General features: G+C 40.7%; 21 protein-coding genes and 1 pseudogene. 9 read left to right on the top strand and 13 right to left on the bottom strand.

The annotated features are described in order from the left end of the window. Positions 1 to 10: 10 nt before the first annotated feature. On the bottom strand, positions 11 to 562 hold the full coding sequence (locus tag NSU13_RS02820) for a TetR/AcrR family transcriptional regulator (RefSeq protein WP_024425422.1): 552 nt from the start codon (positions 560 to 562) through the stop codon (positions 11 to 13). A gap of 149 nt (positions 563 to 711) precedes the next feature. Between NSU13_RS02820 and NSU13_RS02815 the strand changes: the two genes are divergently transcribed. From NSU13_RS02815 to NSU13_RS02805, 3 genes are all read left to right on the top strand, one after another. Beyond that, entirely contained in the window at positions 712 to 1,335 is a 624-nt protein-coding gene (locus tag NSU13_RS02815) for a GNAT family N-acetyltransferase (RefSeq protein WP_073204022.1), read from the top strand. Between the two features lie 68 nt (positions 1,336 to 1,403). Then, a complete protein-coding gene (locus NSU13_RS02810) occupies positions 1,404 to 1,799 on the top strand; it encodes a VOC family protein (protein WP_024425420.1) in 396 nt (131 codons plus the stop codon). Further along, on the top strand, positions 1,796 to 2,335 hold the full coding sequence (locus NSU13_RS02805; RefSeq protein ID WP_342489836.1) for a GNAT family protein: 540 nt from the start codon (positions 1,796 to 1,798) through the stop codon (positions 2,333 to 2,335). The genes NSU13_RS02810 and NSU13_RS02805 overlap by 4 nt, the downstream gene beginning before the upstream one ends. On the opposite strand, the gene NSU13_RS02800 is transcribed toward NSU13_RS02805, so the two are convergent. Further along, positions 2,332 to 2,601: a YesK-like family protein gene (locus NSU13_RS02800; protein ID WP_034284090.1), complete on the bottom strand. Its 270-nt coding sequence runs from the start codon at positions 2,599 to 2,601 to the stop codon at positions 2,332 to 2,334. The two genes, NSU13_RS02805 and NSU13_RS02800, sit on opposite strands and share 4 nt — an antisense overlap. Positions 2,602 to 2,642: 41 nt before the next feature. Between NSU13_RS02800 and NSU13_RS02795 the strand changes: the two genes are divergently transcribed. Then, positions 2,643 to 3,116, top strand: coding sequence for a GNAT family N-acetyltransferase (locus tag NSU13_RS02795; protein ID WP_041106421.1), 474 nt, complete (start codon positions 2,643 to 2,645; stop codon positions 3,114 to 3,116). On the opposite strand, the gene NSU13_RS02790 is transcribed toward NSU13_RS02795, so the two are convergent. The 3 genes from NSU13_RS02790 to NSU13_RS02780 all read right to left on the bottom strand — a co-directional run bounded on the left by NSU13_RS02790 (position 3,108) and on the right by NSU13_RS02780 (position 5,876). Continuing rightward, positions 3,108 to 3,896, bottom strand: coding sequence for a GNAT family N-acetyltransferase (locus NSU13_RS02790; RefSeq protein ID WP_342489835.1), 789 nt, complete (start codon positions 3,894 to 3,896; stop codon positions 3,108 to 3,110). The genes NSU13_RS02795 and NSU13_RS02790 overlap by 9 nt on opposite strands. A gap of 140 nt (positions 3,897 to 4,036) precedes the next feature. Further along, complete coding sequence (locus NSU13_RS02785; RefSeq protein WP_034284096.1) at positions 4,037 to 5,239, bottom strand: tetracycline resistance MFS efflux pump; 1,203 nt, start codon at positions 5,237 to 5,239, stop codon at positions 4,037 to 4,039. 31 nt (positions 5,240 to 5,270) lie between these two features. Continuing rightward, a complete protein-coding gene (locus NSU13_RS02780; protein ID WP_041106413.1) occupies positions 5,271 to 5,876 on the bottom strand; it encodes a TetR/AcrR family transcriptional regulator in 606 nt (201 codons plus the stop codon). A gap of 422 nt (positions 5,877 to 6,298) precedes the next feature. Here NSU13_RS02780 and NSU13_RS02775 point away from each other — a divergent pair, with 422 nt between their 5' ends. After that, positions 6,299 to 6,751 carry a MarR family transcriptional regulator gene (locus NSU13_RS02775; RefSeq protein WP_342489834.1) on the top strand — a complete coding sequence of 151 codons (453 nt, stop codon included), beginning with the start codon at positions 6,299 to 6,301 and terminating at the stop codon, positions 6,749 to 6,751. 56 nt (positions 6,752 to 6,807) lie between these two features. After that, positions 6,808 to 7,701: an alpha/beta hydrolase gene (locus NSU13_RS02770; protein WP_262090556.1), complete on the top strand. Its 894-nt coding sequence runs from the start codon at positions 6,808 to 6,810 to the stop codon at positions 7,699 to 7,701. A gap of 35 nt (positions 7,702 to 7,736) precedes the next feature. Here NSU13_RS02770 and NSU13_RS02765 read toward each other — a convergent pair whose 3' ends face one another. Next, the gene (locus NSU13_RS02765; protein WP_342489833.1) at positions 7,737 to 8,885 is read right to left on the bottom strand and encodes a type II asparaginase; all 1,149 of its coding nucleotides are present in this window, start codon (positions 8,883 to 8,885) and stop codon (positions 7,737 to 7,739) included. A gap of 275 nt (positions 8,886 to 9,160) precedes the next feature. Here NSU13_RS02765 and NSU13_RS02760 point away from each other — a divergent pair, with 275 nt between their 5' ends. Next, complete coding sequence (locus NSU13_RS02760; RefSeq protein WP_306654788.1) at positions 9,161 to 9,529, top strand: UPF0715 family protein; 369 nt, start codon at positions 9,161 to 9,163, stop codon at positions 9,527 to 9,529. On the opposite strand, the gene NSU13_RS02755 is transcribed toward NSU13_RS02760, so the two are convergent. The 6 genes and pseudogenes from NSU13_RS02755 to NSU13_RS02730 all read right to left on the bottom strand — a co-directional run bounded on the left by NSU13_RS02755 (position 9,526) and on the right by NSU13_RS02730 (position 14,099). Then, positions 9,526 to 9,675, bottom strand: coding sequence for a hypothetical protein (locus tag NSU13_RS02755; RefSeq protein WP_342489832.1), 150 nt, complete (start codon positions 9,673 to 9,675; stop codon positions 9,526 to 9,528). The two genes, NSU13_RS02760 and NSU13_RS02755, sit on opposite strands and share 4 nt — an antisense overlap. An 86-nt stretch (positions 9,676 to 9,761) precedes the next feature. Then, entirely contained in the window at positions 9,762 to 10,523 is a 762-nt protein-coding gene (locus NSU13_RS02750) for an SDR family NAD(P)-dependent oxidoreductase (RefSeq protein ID WP_342489831.1), read from the bottom strand. A gap of 166 nt (positions 10,524 to 10,689) precedes the next feature. Beyond that, positions 10,690 to 10,818, bottom strand: a pseudogene (locus NSU13_RS02745) (MmcQ/YjbR family DNA-binding protein); the annotation flags it as partial. Positions 10,819 to 10,920: 102 nt separating this feature from the next. Then, positions 10,921 to 11,814: an alpha/beta hydrolase gene (locus NSU13_RS02740; protein ID WP_202739412.1), complete on the bottom strand. Its 894-nt coding sequence runs from the start codon at positions 11,812 to 11,814 to the stop codon at positions 10,921 to 10,923. Between the two features lie 193 nt (positions 11,815 to 12,007). Continuing rightward, complete coding sequence (locus tag NSU13_RS02735) at positions 12,008 to 13,447, bottom strand: DHA2 family efflux MFS transporter permease subunit (RefSeq protein ID WP_342489830.1); 1,440 nt, start codon at positions 13,445 to 13,447, stop codon at positions 12,008 to 12,010. Positions 13,448 to 13,526: 79 nt separating this feature from the next. After that, the gene (locus NSU13_RS02730; RefSeq protein ID WP_024425406.1) at positions 13,527 to 14,099 is read right to left on the bottom strand and encodes a TetR/AcrR family transcriptional regulator; all 573 of its coding nucleotides are present in this window, start codon (positions 14,097 to 14,099) and stop codon (positions 13,527 to 13,529) included. Positions 14,100 to 14,304: 205 nt separating this feature from the next. On the opposite strand from NSU13_RS02730, the gene NSU13_RS02725 reads away from it, so the two are divergent. Beyond that, positions 14,305 to 15,012: an alpha/beta fold hydrolase gene (locus tag NSU13_RS02725; protein ID WP_342489829.1), complete on the top strand. Its 708-nt coding sequence runs from the start codon at positions 14,305 to 14,307 to the stop codon at positions 15,010 to 15,012. A 79-nt stretch (positions 15,013 to 15,091) separates the two neighbouring features. On the opposite strand, the gene NSU13_RS02720 is transcribed toward NSU13_RS02725, so the two are convergent. After that, positions 15,092 to 17,611, bottom strand: coding sequence for a helix-turn-helix domain-containing protein (locus NSU13_RS02720; protein ID WP_342489828.1), 2,520 nt, complete (start codon positions 17,609 to 17,611; stop codon positions 15,092 to 15,094). 122 nt (positions 17,612 to 17,733) lie between these two features. Between NSU13_RS02720 and NSU13_RS02715 the strand changes: the two genes are divergently transcribed. Beyond that, positions 17,734 to 18,117: a tautomerase family protein gene (locus NSU13_RS02715; RefSeq protein ID WP_008346751.1), complete on the top strand. Its 384-nt coding sequence runs from the start codon at positions 17,734 to 17,736 to the stop codon at positions 18,115 to 18,117. The last annotated feature ends 16 nt before the right edge of the window (positions 18,118 to 18,133 follow it).

Raw genomic sequence — 18,133 nt, 5'->3', positions numbered from 1 at the left:
ACATAACTTTTTACGATTCCTGTTCCACCTTGAGGAGAAGCTCGTATAATTTATGCGCGAGCTTGCCGGCATCAATAGTCATTTCTTCGTGAATCCATTCCTCGAGTACACCCACGACACCAGACACGACAAAAGAGGCCTCTATTTGCTCATTCTCTGTAATCGGCCGCTGATCAAGCTGCCACTCTTTCATGATTTTTTCTTTGAAAAATGCTTTGAATTGGTTTGTCGTTGGACCATTTGGTTTTACAAATAACGTCAACATATATTGATTCTCTTTCAAGTACTCCGTCGTTTTGTTTAAAAAGGAAAGCATATCAAGAGGGTCCTGACTTGGAAAGGTTTCATCATATAACCCCCCGAGCTGATCGAATAGTTCTTTCTCAAGCTGTTCATATAAATCAAACACATCTTGATAGTGCAAATAAAAGGTTCCCCTGCCTAAATCCGCTTTCCTTGATAGCTCTGATACCGTAATCTGCTGCACTTCCTTTTCCTTTAACAGCTCAAGGAAGCTTTCCCGAATGGCTCTTTTTGTTTTGATTGTTCGTCTGTCCTTCATGACATCCCCTCCATTGTTGAACAATCAGGCGCCAAATGTCTATTTATGAACAGGATCTCATCCATTGCCGATGTTCGATTGGTTTACTTCTTATTATACTCAACACATGTTCAATAATCTATATGTGTTCAGTAAAGGAGGACCATTATATGTTTCATTTTAGACTTGCTAGAGAGGATGAACTGCCTCAAGTGGCAGAGTTGTTAGATGATTCGTTTCAGGACTATTCATTTTTTGACCTATTATGTGAAAAGGTCTCAAACCGGTCTGCTTTCGCTCGTCAGCTGCATTTGGTCAATACAAAGGTGTATTTTCAGCATCAAATCTGTTTGGTCGGGGTTGAAAACGAGAACATTGTGTCTGCTGCCCTTTTAAAGCATCCGCGTCTTCCTGAACCAAGCGTCATGGATTATGTGTTGTCAGGTGGGTTAAAGCTGCTCTTCATTGGCGGTATATCGGCGGTTCAGCATGTGTTCCGTGTGTTAAAGGAGGCGAAAAAGGCATGTTCTTCCTTAAAGCAGCCTTACTGGTATTTAGAAGCACTTGTCGTGGCAAAAGACCAGCAAGGAAAAAAACTCGGAAGCCGCATGTTAAAGCAATGCCTTTTTCCCTTTATCGCCCGGCAAGGCGGCGGACTGTTCACACTGATGACGCACAACGAGGCCAATCGTCATTTCTACCGAAAAAATGGCTGGATGGAGTTTGATGAAAGGGTACTGCGTGGAAAGGAAATGTCCTTGGAAAGCTGGAGCTATAAAACCGTGATTAAATAAGGTATCCTCTTCAGGTGATGATATAATAGAGTCAGTTCAATCAATGATCATACTTGGAGGAGAGACTGATGATACGACGACTTGATCATATCGTGTTGACTGTACAACATATGGAGGACACCATTCGCTTTTATACAAACGTATTAGGGATGAAGGAAGAAACTTTTGGTGAAGGCCGTAAAGCGCTTCGTTTTGGTTTACAGAAGATCAACCTTCATGAAGCTGGTCATGAATTTGAGCCAAAAGCGGCTCATCCTCTTCCTGGTTCTCATGATTTGTGCTTTATCACCGATTTAGACATGGACAGTTTGCTGCTGCACCTCCGGAAGCAAGTGGTCCCCATTGAAGAGGGGCCGGTCAGACGCACAGGTACATTAGGTCCAATTGAATCTGTTTATATCCGTGATCCTGATCTGAATTTAATTGAAATCTCTCGATATATAGAGGAGGGTGATCCGTCATGACTCGTATATTTTTGAGACCGATTGAAGAGCAAGATTATCCTGGTATTCAAAGAGGATGCCAGCATGCAGAAACACTTTATATGACTGGCACACGCAAAACGTTCACACTAGAAGAAATTCGCTCCGCCTATACCCGCTTTTTGCAGGATGACAGCAGACGAGATTTCGCCATTTGTCTACTAGACACGAAAGAGATGATTGGAGATGCGGCGATTGTGGACATTGATCCAATCAATCATACGGCAAGCTTCCGCATTGCGCTTCACGGGCCAGAGTATTTTCAAAAAGGCTATGGCACTGAAGCTGTTCGGATGGTTCAAGCATTTGCCTTTAACACATTAGAACTCAACCGTCTTGAGCTTGAAGTCTTTTCCCACAATCCAAGGGCCTTTCGAAGCTATGAGAAAGCCGGATTTCAATACGAAGGAAAAAGACGCCAAGCGCTCTATTTCAACGGTACATACTCAGATGTCATCATCATGGGCATCCTTCGAGAAGAATATAAACACATGATGAATACAGATGCTCCTGCTTAAGAAAAGTCGTCTTTTTTAAAAAATTGAATCCCAGTGACGATGATTAAACAAATGATGGAAGAGAGAACGATAGAGACACTCGCTAGACTAAGCGCCATGCCTTCCCATCTGCCAATAAAAAAACTAACAATCAATAAAACCAAACCAAATAAAATCAAGCATATAGGAACAATGAACCCCGCATGGCGCTGCCGGCGTCTTTTCCCTGCCCACCATGAGAGACACAAGACAACGATTGTAAAAAAGGCGGTTTGCAGCCAGAACATGTGATATCAACTCCTAACCCATAAAAATGGAGGTACTTCAAATGAACATTAGACCCATTGAGCAAAAAGACAACCCGTATATCGCAGCGATTATCCGCCAGTCACTAGAATCAGCGAATCTAGCGATTGAAGGAACAGCCTACACTGATCCCCAACTTGACCAGCTTTTCGAATACTATCAATCATTGACTCATGCAGCCTATTGGATTGCTGAAGAGCAGGGTGAGATTGTGGGCGGTGTAGGGATTGCTCCATTTACAAATGGAGTATGTGAATTACAAAAGCTTTATTTAAGTCCAAAAGCACAAGGAAAAGGTGCGGGCAAAAAACTGATGGATACGGCGCTGGAGTATGCCTCTACATACTACGAAGCGTGTTATTTAGAGACCCGCCGGGAATTAACAGCGGCTATAGGCCTTTATCAGCGGTATGGCTTTTCTCTTCTTTCAGAACCGCTTGAAGGCTCTGAGCATTCTGCAATGGATGCTTGGTATCTCAAAACCTTCTCATCTTGAACCATAAAACAATCGATAGGTTTTGAGCCTCTGAAAGCCTAACTTCTCTGCCAGTTTGATTGAAGCTAGGTGATGGACATCGCAATCCCAATGCGGTGTCCTCTTTTTTTCAAGACAGGTGCTGATCATATGCTGAGCTGCCAGCAGCGCCAAACCTTTTCCGCGATAAGACTCATCTGTCCAAATATCTATCTCCGCACGATCCATACTTGAAAAAATAAAGACGCATTCACTCACCACGTTCTCTCCATTTAAAATGGCAATCCCGATTCCCTTTGATAGAAAACGAGCTGTTTCTCCCCAATAGGCTTCGTAATAGTTAGGAGGAAAAGCCCTGCTTGCAGTCATCACCCGCTCATTTGTCCGCTCTACTCTATAGCCTGGATGAGGCTGAGTGGCATGAGAATATGCCTGTGAATAAACGTACGCATGTCTTTCCATTTCATTCAGATGTGACCCAAGACATTTTTTCATCATCGCATCTGTTAATGAATTTGCTGAAAATAAGGTGAATCGGCCGTTTTGTCTTTTCTGCCTTTCGTACATATCCACAATGAAGGCTGAGCAGCGTAACAGCTCCGCTTCACTCCTTCCTGCCACATAATAAATGCCGCATGAAGCTTCGAGAAAATAAACAAGCGGATGCGCTTCATCATCTACATAAAGATGTCCTTGTATGACGCCATCCATGACCGCATCTACAAACACTGGATATGCCGGATCGATCTGCCGAATTCCTTTTTTCATTGATGGTGTCTTTTGCCGTTCTAAGAAATGCACGATTTCTCCTCCTTCCCTTCCATTATAAAGAAAAAGCTGCTGACATTCAGGTCTCTTTTCAGCAAAATGAATTCTTCTGCATCAATCACGCAATTAAAGAAAGAGACCTTAGTTAAAAGGTCTCTTACTTCTGCATGACATTATTCTGCCGCTGCCTCTTCTGACACTTTTCCCTTCCAAATCAGGGTTAAGCCTAATCCAAGAAATAAGACAACACCTGCGAATAGAAATGGGAAGTGAATATTTTGGTCAAATAAGATGCCGCCAAGTGCCGGCCCGAAAATCGTACCTAGGCTTGTGTAGGTGGAGTTCATTCCTGCGACAAATCCTTGCTGGTTGCCAGCGATTTTAGATAAGAAGGTCGTTAATGCTGGACGTAATAAATCAAAGGCAAGGAAAATGACACATGTGACAATCAGAACAACCAAAAAGCCTGAAACAACAGTTGAAACGAAAGCAAGGACAGCCCCGATAATCAGACATAGCTGAATGACTCTTTTTTCACCTAGGGCATTTACCAGCTTACCAAACACAAGTACTTGTATGATGACAGCCACAATCGAGCTGACGGTAATGATCACGGCAATATCTTTTGGACCAAATCCAAACTTATGATTTGTGAACAAGCTAAAGACTGTTTCATATGCAGATAGTCCAAATGCGAGGACAAACACAATGATAAAGGCGATGAGGTAGCTTGGATGAATTGATTTTTTCAAATCTTTAAAGAAAGTCGATTCTTTCACTTCATTCATTTGCTTCGCTCGCTCTTCTTTTGTTAAAGGCTCCTTCAGCATAAACATAGACGAAATAACGGCAATAAACGCAATCCCTGCCGCAAAGAAGAATGGCAGGCGTACGCCGTATTCTGCAATAAACCCGCCAATTCCCGGGCCAATGATAAAACCGGTACTAATGGCCGCAGAGACATAACCCATCGCCTTTGATCTTTCTTGAACGGTCGTAATATCTGCGACATACGCAGTGACAGCCGGCATAATAAATGCCGCACTAATACCGCCTAGAAGCCTTGCAACATACAGAACATACACGTGTGTACCAAGACCAAAAACGAGTTCTGATAATGCGAATAGAAACAGCCCAGACACAATCATAATCTTTCTTCCGTAGCGGTCTACCCATCTACCTGCAATAGGTGATGCGATGAGCTGAGCAACGGCAAACGCCGCCACAAGGTATCCCATTGTACTTCCTGTTAGATGCATGACATTCATGAATAGCGGCATGACAGGAATAATGAGACCGATGCCTAAAAACGCAATAAATATATTACTTAATAAAATAACGAGTACTGCTTTTTGCTCACGAATCGGTTTTTGCATGATGTTTGTTTCCCCTTTACTGACTCACTTGTTACTCATGATGGTTGATTCCGTGAATAAACAATGAGATCGCCTCTTTTTGTAACTCTTTCTTCTGCTCGATGGTGTCATTTTTATATAACACGTCTAATCCATAAAAAACGGAAAGTAATATTTTCACTTTTGACTCCACCTGCTGGATCGACCAGCTGCCATCTTTGTTTCCTTCAAGTAAGATATCTCTCATCACATCATCAAAATCGACATCAATCTTGTTCAGCCGTTCCATGACTTCGTCTGATGTAAAGGCACTGGCGCAAAATTCCTCACTCGCTCTCATTAATGGGTAGTTAATGCCCATTTGGCTGAGCAGTTCTGCAAACCCGGCAAGCTTGTCGATAGCTCGGTTCAGTGTTTTCTTCTCCTCATGCCACGTTTCCATCATCAAACGATGATCCTCTTCCATAATATGAAGAAACAAAAACTCTTTTCCTTTGAAATGATGATAGAGATTGCCTTTACTCACCTCAGCAGCCTCTAAAATATCACGCACGGATGTTTCTGAATAACCTTTTTTTGCAAATAAATCACGAGAAGCGGTGACGATTTTTTGCTTCGTCTTCTCACTCTTTCCAGCCCCGCTTTGTGTACTTGTCATGTGTCACAATCCCTTTCTACCCTGCATTTCTTCATACGGACAAAATAAAACCGACCAGTTGGTTTATTTTTTTATTATAAATGGATTTTCCTCATAATACAATGAAAAAGGCATTGGACTTCATAAGGAGTGATTCATGTGAAAACAAATAGAACAGTCATTTGTGCTATCACCAAAAAGGACTTATATGTATTTTTCTTCTGCGACCTTTTCATGGCTGCTTTGGCGTACTACGTGTTCAAATTCAAGCCAACGACACTTTATGAATGTGCAGGGGTCATGGGAAGTATACTATGTCCCTTTTTGATGAAAAAGTGGATATACCGGTGATCTCCCTTTCAAGTATATCCGTCATTCATTTAACTTTTCTTTATATTTAATTTCACTTAAATATAAAGATTGCCTATAATAGAAGAGAGGTGATGTCATTGGATGAGGAAATCATTCATTACGGTAAAAAGATCATTGAATACTCGAATGCTCTAGGCTCAATTTATGTAGAAGAGTATCAACGATTTTTAAAACATGAGTATGCAGATTTATCAGCCAAACAAGAGTTGACACTTGAGCTATTGCGCACGAATACGAGAACAATCAATGAATTAGCTGATTACTTTTCGATTTCTGCCAGCGCAGCTAGCCAGCTTGTATCAAAGCTTGAGCAGCTCGGCTATGTCAAACGAGAAATTAATCCACATAACCGAAGAGAAATCATTGTTGATTTTGCTCAAAAGGGCCATGACTATCACAAGAATACGGAAGACATTCAATTGCACCTTATTCAAAAATATTATGCAAAGCTTCCAAAAGAAGATTTAAAAACATTACTATCTCTATACGAAAAGATCTATCAGATTGCAAAAGAAGCGCCTTAATACGGTGTTTCTCTCACTAACATTTAAGTTAACTAAACTATTAAGGAGATGAAAATATGCAAAGCATTCATTTACAAGATGGCCGGTACATTGGTTTGACTCAATACGGTGATCTTGAGGGGTTTCCAATTTTCTTTTTTCATGGAACACCTGGATCAAGAGTGATGTTTTTAGATGATGATCCAATCTCTCAAAAGCTCGGCATTCGTCTCATCTGTTTGGATCGACCTGGATTCGGTTTATCCACCCCTCTCCCTGACCGTACAATTTTAGACTGGGCAAAAGACGTGCTGGAAGTGGCAGATGATCTTGGCATTCAACATTTTTCAGTGATGGGTGTATCTGGAGGCGGCGCATTCGCAGCTGGTTGTGCCTATCAATTGCCGAATCGCGTCCTTTCAGCCGCTCTGATCTCAAGTACAACCCCTTTTCAAGGCGGAAAACCGCCGAAAAGTATGCTAAAAGAAAATAAATTAGCCTTTTTCCTTAGTAAGAAGTTTCCTTGGCTATTGAAAGCAAGCTATCGTTCCCAGAAAAAAATGATTGAGAACAAACCAGAGAAATTTAAGAAGCTGGCCAAAAACGGGAACAAGCATTTACATCCGTGGGATCGGCAATTCCTTCAAACCGATGAGCAGTTAGAGATGATGATGACACATTTATACGAAGCGACTCGTCAATCGGTGGATGAATGTATTCGTGAACCCATTTTACTCTCAAAACCATGGGCATTCGATATGAAAGATATTCAAATCCCTGTTGATGTCTGGCACGGAAAAGAAGATACAATGGCTCCATTTGTAGAAATAGAAAAAATAGCTCAGGCGATTCCAAACGTCAAAACCCATTATATAGATCAAGCAGGGCACTTTCTTACTGATGTAGACGATATTTGGCGAGATATTTTACTCTCTTTAAAGGAGCGTGCTGAACATCAGGAACATGCATAAAAAAAGACCCAATATGACTCGGGTCTTTTTCTTCATTAATACTGTTCATAATACCTTTGCACTTTAACTGGATCTTTTGTCTTCGTCAGTGCCAGCATGAGCAGAATACGTGCTTTTTGCGGGTTTAATGAATCAGAGGACACAAAGTGATGTTCATCATCCGTTTTTTCGCGGGTGACAATCCCATTCCCCGTACGGCTTGATCTCACAACAACGACATCTTTTTTCACTGCGTCTGTTGCCCCTTTGATGGCTTCTGTTGACATCGTTCCATTTCCTGCTGCAGCCACGACAATCCCTTTCGCACCTGCTTTGACTGCGGCATCATACATATATTTTTGATCATTTTGATAGCCGTATAAAATATCAACTTGCGGCAATTCTTTTATCTTTGATACATCAAATTCACTTTCAGTCGTATGTTTTCTTGTCGGTTCGTTATAAAAGGACACCACTTCACCAGTAACTACTCCGATGTATCCTTGCTCAAGTGACTTGAAGGCATCGGTTGTGGTCGTGTTTGCTTTCGTAATAAATCGAGCCGAAGCAATTCGATCATTTAATGTGACCATGACCCCTTTGCCCTTTGCTTCTTTGGCTGATGCAATTTTCACCGCATGATACAAGTTGAGCGGACCATCCGCACTGATTGCCGATGCTGGTCTCATTGAGCCAACGACCACCACAGGCTTATCACTTTTGACAACCAGATGTAAAAAGTAAGCTGTTTCTTCAAGTGTATCTGTTCCATGCGTGATGACAATGCCATCTACTTGATCATCTTTTAATAGTTCATTCACTCGCTTGGCTAATTTTAAAAGAAGAGCGTTATCAACATTTTCACTGCCGACATTCGCAACCTGCTCACCCGTGACATTTGCAATATCTTTCAGCTGTGGAACTGAATCAATGACTTTATCAATGCCGAGTGAACCAGATTTATAGCCCGTCGTATCTGTATCACTGTCTGAACTGCCAGCAATCGTCCCGCCCGTGGCTAATACCTTAATATTAGATAAGGACTTATTCCCTGTTTCAACCGCCTTGTTTTTCTCTTTTGTTTCACTCGATACGTTCTCTTTTTCATTTTGACTATTCTCTTGAGTGCCCGTGTTCGCACAGGCTGCTGTCACCAGTAATAAAACAGAAAGAAGGACAGCACCTAACCATTTTGTCATGTTCATTGGATCATCTCTTTTCCTCATTTGATGGATTCATGGCTAAACTCTATCTATAGGATTTACTTTATACCATACATTCATTCATCGGCATGAGGCTAAAGATATATAACCAAATAAAGGTAAAAAGGGCGTTATATTAATGATTTATTCAATTCTTAATACCTAAATTTGCTGTAATTAAGTTGAGTATTGAAGGTGGCGTATTTTCAAAATAACCGATGCTTGATAATGAATTTATGATAAAATATAGTAAATTTTACAAAAAAGGAGTATACATTTTGCATTCGCTTCGACCCTTTTACAAAATCCTAATCACACTATTCATCAGCTCTATTTTACTCGGCTTGTTTGTCTGCTTATTTCCACCTATTCAAGCTGAGCCTGCGTTTCTGATATTTTATATTCCTATCTTTTTTGTTTTTTATTTCGTCTTTGCGGTTCCTTTGCAGTTATTGTTTTCTTTGCAGCCAAAGGCTTTCCATCCTCTTTATTTAGCTGCTTATTTATTGATTGCAATGGTTGTCATGCTCTTTTTCATTGATGGTATTGGGAGCCAGGCGTCTTTACCCATCATCATCATGAGCAGTCTTATCTACTGGACTTGTGATTCTTTGTTTTATCAAAGAATGCATGAAAAAAACACCTAACGCGAAGGTGTTTTTTTCATTAGTTTCTTTAAAGCATTTTTCTCATCAAATAATCGATATCCATTTTGAGCGATCTTCTTAGGACTTACAAAATCCTTTTCTGTAAAGTGACGAAGGGCAATTTTGTAATGCTTAATCGCCTTCACTTGTTACATTTCTCCTATGCTTGACCACACAGCCAATCATGCCATAAAAAAATCACTAAGGAAATCTACCTCAGTGATGAGAATTGTTATTTCATACTTGTACCAGCGTGTGAAAAGATCATATCTTTCAATTCAAATTCGAATGTCTTTCCGTCCACAATACCGACTGTTTTTTCACTGTCATAAAGCTCAAGCAGACAAGCTGCCATTTCTTTTGATGTATGATATTTCTTGAAATTGCCTTCATATTCAAATTCGTCTACATCCAATGAACGCTTTGCAAATTCTGATTCTGTCGCGGAAGGTGCTAATATTTTTGCCTGTAACTTAGCTCCCTTTTCTTTCAACTCTAGTGCCAGTCCTTCTGTAAAGGCACTCACGTAAAACTTCGTGGCCGAATAGGTGACGGCATTGCTGACGACTGTATAGCCGGCTCGTGAAGAAATGTTAATGAGCTGCGCTCCCTCTACTTGCTCATAATCACGAACAAATAAGGTGGATAGAATCGTTAATGCTTCGATATTCAGATGAAGCATATCCCCAATTTTACTTAAATCTTGTTCTCCTATAGAGCCAAAGTGACCAAACCCTGCATTATTAATGAACGTATCCAGCTCATAATCTGACAATGATTCATAAAATGAATACACTTGCTCTATGTTTGTTAAATCGACTGACTGTATGACTACTTTGATATCGGGATATTGATCATGAATCTTCTTCTTCAATTCTTGGAGTTTATCAAGCCGGCGTGCAGCTAATATAAGATTTTTCCCTCGTGCTGCAAAGGCGAGAGCCGCCTCATATCCAATACCCGAGCTTGCTCCTGTAATGACTGTATAGCCCATTTTATATCCCCCTATTCATGTCTTCTTACTGGTTAAATTATAACGACAGCATTTCATGCAAGTCAATTTTGAAGAGAGTCAAAGGGCATTTGTCTAACTTAGATACAGCTCCTCAGTCACTTCCTTTTGAATCATTTTGGAGGATGTCATGTTGAGATTTTTTTGTTCATTTTTGAAAAACCAATTGGTAGGAATGTTCAATTAACTCCTCTACAAATGAGGATGGAATGTCTGCATCAAGGTAAATGGAATTCCAATGAGTCTTATTCATATAGTAGCCAGGGATAATTCCTTGAGGAAAGATATCTGACCCTTTTTACATTCACTTTTCTTTTTCAGAAACAGTAATAAAAGCACAGGCCCATTGTCTCCTGTGCTTTTGAGTCACTCTGCTTTTTTATTCAAACGCTTTCTTTAATTGATCACCCATCAAATGCCAAGCCTCTTCAGCTATGGCTAAATCTCCGGCGTGCGTGAAGCCGTGTGGAACGCCTTTAAATTGTCTGTACGTGACGTCTACCCCAGCTTCTTTTAACTTGGCAGCATATTGCTCGGCTTCTTCAGCCAGCGAATCCTTCTCTGCTGTGATGACGAGAGCTGGAGGCATTTGTGCTAAGGATGAACGATCTGCAAAAACCGGAGAAACGAGCGGATTGTGCGGATCTTGGCCTTGCAGATAGAAGGAATTAAAGAGTCTCGCCAATTCAACTGGGATTGCTTCTTCAAACGCTGGCTTTTCTGCTGGATCAGTGGCTAGATCAAGCGGCGGATAATCAAGCACTTGATAGACAATTGGGATTGTATTTCCTTTTTGAATATTCAATAGACATGCAGCCGTTGCCAAGTTTCCTCCTGCGCTATGTCCACCAATGGCTAATGCATTCCGATCGATTTGAAGCTCGTCAGGATGTTCATACAGCCACTTCAGGACATCATAGCATTCATGAAGAGCGGCTGGGAATGGGTGCTCTGGGGCAAGCTGATACTCGACATTGACGACAATACATTGCGCCCTGTCTGCAATAACTGGACACCATGGATTATCCATTTCAGCACTGCCCATGATAAATCCGCCGCCATGTAAATTCACAAAAACAGGAAGCAGCTGTTTTGATGTGTTCACCGGCTTAAATACCCACACCTTTGTTTCACCAGCACTTGTTGGAATATCATATTCCATTTTGTTCACTTCAGGAGGATTTACTGGCTTTAGTTCCGATTGACTCGCTAATGAGTCTTCAGATGGCTGGCGTAATGAAGCAGCGATTTTGATTTGTTCTTCTAAGTTCATGATCTCAGACTCCTATCTTATTCATTTCTTAGTTACTCATTCGTTTCCTTTTCCTCTTTTCCTCTACTGAACCAGCAGTAAATTATCAATAATTCACTTTTTACCTATCTCCCCGTTTTCACTCTCTTTGAAACAAGCATGGAGCAAATAAAAAAGCACTGCGGCGCTATGCCCTCAGTGCTTTTCATTTCTCTTATGATACTTGTTGTTCTACCTTCACTCGTTTAATGAAGAAAGCGATGATTAAACCAATGACGGTCATGATCACTGCAAAGATAAATGCATGCTGGACGCCATTTGTGAAGGCGAGCAGCTGATTCACCGGATTTGCGGGATCAGACACATTTTCCATAAAGCTGCGGGCTCCTGATGAAAGGATCGAGATACCGATCGCAGTACCAATGGCTCCTGCCACCTGCTGCAATGTATTCATAATCGCTGTACCATGCGGATATAGCTCTGGCGGCAGCTGATTCAATCCATTTGTTTGAGCAGGCATCATGATCATCGCGATTCCGATCATTAAGGTAATATGAAGGGTTACAATGAATCCAATCGACGTATTCACACTTAGATTCGTAAAGCCAAACATCGTCGCTGCGACAATGACAAGACCTGGAATGACAAGCCATTTTGGACCAAACTTATCAAATAGACCACCCATGATTGGAGATAGAAGTCCGTTGATAATTCCACCTGGCAATAGCATTAAACCTGCTGTAAATGTAGAAAGCGCCAAGGACGTTTGCAGATACAATGGCAAAATCATCATAGCAGACAACATCACCATCATACACACTAAAATCAGAAGTAACCCAATGACAAACATTGGATATTTAAACGGGCTTAAGTTCAACATTGGTTCTTTCATGTTCAACTGTCTTAAGGAGAACACAAGAATCCCTATGACACCAACTACAATTGCAACGATGACATGCATACTGCTCCAGCCGCCGCCTTCACCGGCACTGCTAAAGCCATATACAATTCCGCCGAAACCAATGGTTGAAAGCACAATTGATAAGATGTCGATTTTCGGTCTTGTTGGTTCTGTAATATTTTGCATAAAGATATAACCAAATACGAGTGCAGCCATTAATAAAGGAAGTGAAATCCAGAAAATCCAATGCCACGTCAGCGATTTCAGAATAAGACCAGAGACGGTCGGACCGACAGCTGGTGCAAACATGATCACAAGACCAATAATCCCCATCGATCTGCCTCGTTTATGAGGCGGGATGATGACCAAAATCGTATTAAACATCAATGGCAGAAGCAATGCTGTGCCGACTGCCTGCACGACACGTGCTACCATTAAAATACTAAAGACCGGCGCAACCGCCGCAATAAATGTTCCGATGATTGAAAAGACGAGCGATGTAATGAAAAGCTGTCTTGTCGTAAACCATTGAAGAATGAGTCCTGAAATCGGTACGAGAATACCAAGTGTTAATAAATATCCTGTTGTCAGCCACTGAGCAGTCGTCGCTTCAATTCCAAAGTCTAACGTTAAACTTCTCAGCGCCATGTTTAATGCCGTTTCACTGAACAGGCCAATAAATCCAGCTGTGATAAAAGAAATAATAATAGGCAGCGTTCGAATGTCAGAAGCTGCTGCTTTCTGTTTGTTCATATTAAGTTGGCTCCTTTTCTTTTTCAATTTAGATGAACCTTAGGAAGTCAGGGTGGTCAGAAATGAGCCACTTTCATGTCTATTGAAAGACGGATAAAATCTGTTTTTCTGCAGCAAATTGAGCAATTTTTTCGATTGAATAGCCGGATTCATGTATATAAAACATGAGCTCAGGCGTCATTGGAGAGGACATACATAACGTTGTCAGTTCTATATCCTGTATGTTTGCTTCTCCCTTTTCTCTCGCTTCTTCAAGCAAATCACGAATGATTTGTCTAAGCGATTGACTGTAATGACTCTCATACACTTTACTTGTCTGCTCTAAATTCCCAGAGATTGTGAGCATCCGAATCCAGTCTAAATGGTGACCGACGATCAGATGAATTTCTTCGAGAACGTAGCGCAAACGTTCACGAACCGGCTGATCACTTATTTTGCTCAAGTAAAGATGCAAAGCTGGAATCAGCTGTTCAAATCTCTCCCCAAGGATAGAAAGGCACAAATCACTTTTATTGGCGTAGCGGCGGTAAAGAGTACCCTGCCCAACACCAGCTGTTTTCGCAATTTTATGCATACTGACATTTTCTACACCAAATTCTTGAAACAAGGAGAAAGCGATCTCTTCAATTTCTTCCCCAATATCCTTTTCCACCATGTTCACCTTCTTTACCTTCATCCACATTGCACGTATCTCTATGTGTAAATCAAATTTCTTTGCTTCTCTTTAGGACAATTGTAACGGTATTATCTTACGGACAACTGTCCGCTTTGTCAATCATTCTTTTTTAATCGATATCATTTGACTGGATCTCTAAGTGTAACTATAATAGTTACATCAAACAATAGAGGTGATCTCATTGAATACATTCCTATTCGTTCATGGTGCATTTCAAGGTGGCTGGTGCTGGGACCAAATAACACCTGCTCTTCAACAAAAAGGTCATAAAGTAGTTGCTATTGATTTACCTGGCAGCGGCGAAGATGTTACGCCTCCACAGGACGTATCACTAAAAAGCTATGTAAAAAAAGTTGTTTCAACAATTGAAAAAATAGACCAGACTGTCATTTTAGTAGGACACAGTATGAGCGGAATGGTCATATCACAAGCAGCAGAGGAAATACCAGAGAAGATCAAAAAACTTGTATACGTCTGCGCCTTTGTTCCAGAGAATGGACAAGCCGTCAGTGATATTGCATCAGGTGGTCCTAAAGCAGCGTTTAACGAAAAGGATCAGACCCTCACATTAATTGAAGAATTCATTGCAGAGGATATGCTCAACGAAAGTTCGGAGGAAGATCTGCAATTGTTCAAAAGGAATATACGCCCACAGCCTGTTCAGCCTTTTGAAGATAAGGTCTCTCTAACAAATATACGCTTTGGACATGTGCCTAGCGTCTATATTGAAACAACAAAAGACCGCTCCATTCCGATTGACTTGCAAAGACAGATGTATGCCACTAGATCTTTTGAGCGTATTTATACCCTTGATGCTGATCATTTTCCTTTTTACTCGCGAAAGAAAGAGTTTGTGGAGTGCCTAGTTGACATTGCGCATCCACAATAAGACATGAAATAGCATACAAAAAAGGCCTTAGACAAAGACCCTTTCAGATTTTTGATGAAGGGCTAAAATGATCTTTATTTTAGCCCTTTGTCTTATTCTCATATTCATCCAACCATGTGATGAGCTCATCCTTATGAAGCTGTTCCCCATACCTTACTGCTTCTTCTATCAGATGGTGATCATGGTTCTGTCTGATAAGAATGAGTGCCTGCTGATAATCTTCAGTCACAGGCTGTTGAAATGAAGCTCTATTTATTTTTTGAAATACGCCAATCATGATACTTGCTTCGTGATAGCATTGTCCTGACACTAATGAAAGAATGATTCCCATTAATCCACGAGTGAAAATCCACGCGCCTTGATACATTAATCCCAGCGTCAGGACCTTTTTAAAATACGGAATAGATTGTTTAGTATGGCCTTGTTTCAAAGCGAGATAACCTAGGTTCTCATATGGGGCTGACAGCTCCCACTTATCGTTTACTTCTTCAAAGTACTCAATACTGCTCTTGAACAGTTTAGCTGCTTGCTCATCATTTCCTTGCTTCATTTGAATCAAACCATACGCATTATAAGAACTAGCTATATTCCATCCATCCTTTGCCCTTTTAGCTACCTCTATGCTTTCTTTAATATAACGTTCGGCTGCCTCTAAGGAGTGAGTCTTTAAAGATATATAGGTCATTAAGCGCAGAGAAGATGAAATATAAGAAGACATTTTATATTTCCGGGCTATTTTTAAACTTTTAGATGCACTGATCAGTGACTGATTATCCTGTCCCAAAATAAAGAGCAGGACGCCTTGTCCATGATATACTTTTGCCAGCAATGATTCATGCCCATCGTCTGCTGATGGCAGTACACTGAGAAAGCGCTCAAACCAAAGAACTCCTTCATCTGCGCTGCCTTCATGCACCCAAAACCAATACATCGCCCCAATTATACTCAAACCTATGCTCTTCTCTTGTTCATTAGTCTGTGTATAGCAGGATGTGAGGATATGAAGAATGTGAGCATATTCATCTCTGATAGATGCTAGAATAATATCTCGGCTTGATGTTCTAAACTTCTTATCCATTTCAAGAACAAACTGTTGATAGTACGTCATATATTGACGACGAATGAATTTTCTACATTCCTCACTTTCTAATGCATTGAACTGCTCTTGTGCATATTGTTTAATTCCTTCTAATAAAAAGTACCTCACTCGACGCCCGTCTATTGACTGTTCAATCGAAAGCAATGACTTATTCACTAAGCTAGAAACCAAATGTAACACTTCGTCACTCTTTACCTCTATTAGAGAAGATGATCCGCAAACCTCTTCAACGGCCTCTAAAGTAAAACTGCCTACAAACACACTTATTTTTCTAAGTAATTTTTGCTCCTCTTGTGTCAGCAATTGATAACTCCATTCAATCGCAGCCTTTAAAGTCTGTTGACGCGGGGCTGCCGTTCGGTTTCCTTGTGTTAGGAAGGAGAGCAATTGATCTAACCGCTTTAGGATCTGTTCTAGTGTCAAGATATTCAGACGGGAAGCAGCTAATTCAATAGCTAATGGTATCCCGTCCAGCCTTGTACATATATCAGCGATGAATTGTATATTGTGTTGAGAGATAACGAGATCAGGAACAATGGATTTCGCACGTTCAATAAAAAGACGAACCGCTTCAAATTCTAGTAGATGTTCCATCTGATAGCTTTCATCTTTTTTTGGTTTTGTTAAGGGAGAAAGCCGATATATCCGCTCTCCCTGAATATTGAGCGGCTCCTGGCTCGTTGCGATAATACTGATATTTGGTGCAGCAGACAGAAGCTGATCTATGAGTTCTGCACATTTTTGAATCAGGTGTTCACAATTATCAAAAATGAACAATAGTTTCTTATGACCGATAAACTCGAGGATGGATTGTAATTCTGGCTGATTGGACCTTTCTTTTATTTCTAGCTGTGAATAAAGAAAATGTGTGAATAAAGTTGGATCTTGAAGTGAGGAGAGCTCCAATACATACATACCATCTTCATATAGATTTGACAGAGTTTGAGCTGTTTTCATCGCTAAAGATGTCTTGCCAATTCCTCCAGGGCCTACAATCGTTACACATTGAGGCGTCGCTAGAAAACGATGTAGATCCTCTATTTCCTTGATTCTGCCGATAAAGTGGTCCATTCTTTTCCCCATCACAGTTTGTAATGAAGCTGTATGTAAAGTCTCCGTTGGCGTGTCAATCAGGTTCAGATCACTTATCTCACGCTGAGTGAGCAGATGATCAAACCAAACATCATCGAATGAAGGAAAGGAGCGGTTTGATAAAGAATTTGCCTCAAACGCTCGTTTTGCTGCTCCCCAAAGGTGTTGAGCTTCTTGTTTTTCTTGACCCTCTATAAACTTTTCTTCTATCAAAAAGGTATAAATGAGCTTTTTTAAGTTCGTTACACTTGGCATACGCTCACCGTTTTCCCATAACTGTACAGTTCTAGTATCTACACCGATCAACCTTGCTAAATCGATCTGCCTCATTTTTGTGCTGGCATTACGGGCCGGTCTTGTCCTTAATTGTTTTATGAGTTGATCAATCCAAGCTTCATGGTTTGTCATTTTATCACCCAGATTCAATTTTCTTTTATTCAGACGAACAAACACGAACTAACCTACATTCTTAAAATTCCTCTCTAGCGGTAACATCATCATGTACCCATCAAACAATAGGAGTGATGAATATGCCTTTAACCCGTGTATCTATGATCAAAGGTCGTTCCCTTGAGGCTAAAAACGAAATAAGAGACATAATTGGACAGGTCATTGTTGACCATCTAAAGGTTCCTAGTGATGATCGTTTTTTAATTATAGAGGAACTCGAGAAAGAAAACTTCAATTTTCATCCGACTTGTTTAGAAATTGAACGATCTGACGAATTGTTGATCGTACAAATATTTTTAAATATTGGCCGTCCAACAGAAATGAAAAAGGAATTTTATAAAGAATTAAGCAAACAATTGCACCAATCCGCCAACGTAAGAACAGAAGATCTATTTATCAATTTGATCGAAGTAACTCAGGATAACTGGTCTTATGGAGACGGAATCGCACAATTTGCCCTTTAAACTACATTTGAAAGGA

Source organism: Bacillus sp. FSL M8-0049 (assembly GCF_038593355.1).
GTDB classification, from domain to species: Bacteria; Bacillota; Bacilli; order Bacillales; family Bacillaceae; genus Bacillus; species Bacillus safensis.
This window is presented reverse-complemented; position numbering and strand designations above follow the sequence as displayed.

Coding starts and splice junctions, on each gene's coding strand:
- NSU13_RS02820 (WP_024425422.1), bottom strand. CDS start 562: ATGAAGGACAGACGAACAATCAAAACAAAAAGAGCCATTCGGGAAAGC.
- NSU13_RS02815 (WP_073204022.1), top strand. CDS start 712: ATGTTTCATTTTAGACTTGCTAGAGAGGATGAACTGCCTCAAGTGGCA.
- NSU13_RS02810 (WP_024425420.1), top strand. CDS start 1,404: ATGATACGACGACTTGATCATATCGTGTTGACTGTACAACATATGGAG.
- NSU13_RS02805 (WP_342489836.1), top strand. CDS start 1,796: ATGACTCGTATATTTTTGAGACCGATTGAAGAGCAAGATTATCCTGGT.
- NSU13_RS02800 (WP_034284090.1), bottom strand. CDS start 2,601: ATGTTCTGGCTGCAAACCGCCTTTTTTACAATCGTTGTCTTGTGTCTC.
- NSU13_RS02795 (WP_041106421.1), top strand. CDS start 2,643: ATGAACATTAGACCCATTGAGCAAAAAGACAACCCGTATATCGCAGCG.
- NSU13_RS02785 (WP_034284096.1), bottom strand. CDS start 5,239: ATGCAAAAACCGATTCGTGAGCAAAAAGCAGTACTCGTTATTTTATTA.
- NSU13_RS02780 (WP_041106413.1), bottom strand. CDS start 5,876: ATGACAAGTACACAAAGCGGGGCTGGAAAGAGTGAGAAGACGAAGCAA.
- NSU13_RS02775 (WP_342489834.1), top strand. CDS start 6,299: ATGTCATTGGATGAGGAAATCATTCATTACGGTAAAAAGATCATTGAA.
- NSU13_RS02770 (WP_262090556.1), top strand. CDS start 6,808: ATGCAAAGCATTCATTTACAAGATGGCCGGTACATTGGTTTGACTCAA.
- NSU13_RS02765 (WP_342489833.1), bottom strand. CDS start 8,885: ATGAACATGACAAAATGGTTAGGTGCTGTCCTTCTTTCTGTTTTATTA.
- NSU13_RS02750 (WP_342489831.1), bottom strand. CDS start 10,523: ATGGGCTATACAGTCATTACAGGAGCAAGCTCGGGTATTGGATATGAG.
- NSU13_RS02740 (WP_202739412.1), bottom strand. CDS start 11,814: ATGAACTTAGAAGAACAAATCAAAATCGCTGCTTCATTACGCCAGCCA.
- NSU13_RS02735 (WP_342489830.1), bottom strand. CDS start 13,447: ATGAACAAACAGAAAGCAGCAGCTTCTGACATTCGAACGCTGCCTATT.
- NSU13_RS02720 (WP_342489828.1), bottom strand. CDS start 17,611: ATGACAAACCATGAAGCTTGGATTGATCAACTCATAAAACAATTAAGG.
- NSU13_RS02715 (WP_008346751.1), top strand. CDS start 17,734: ATGCCTTTAACCCGTGTATCTATGATCAAAGGTCGTTCCCTTGAGGCT.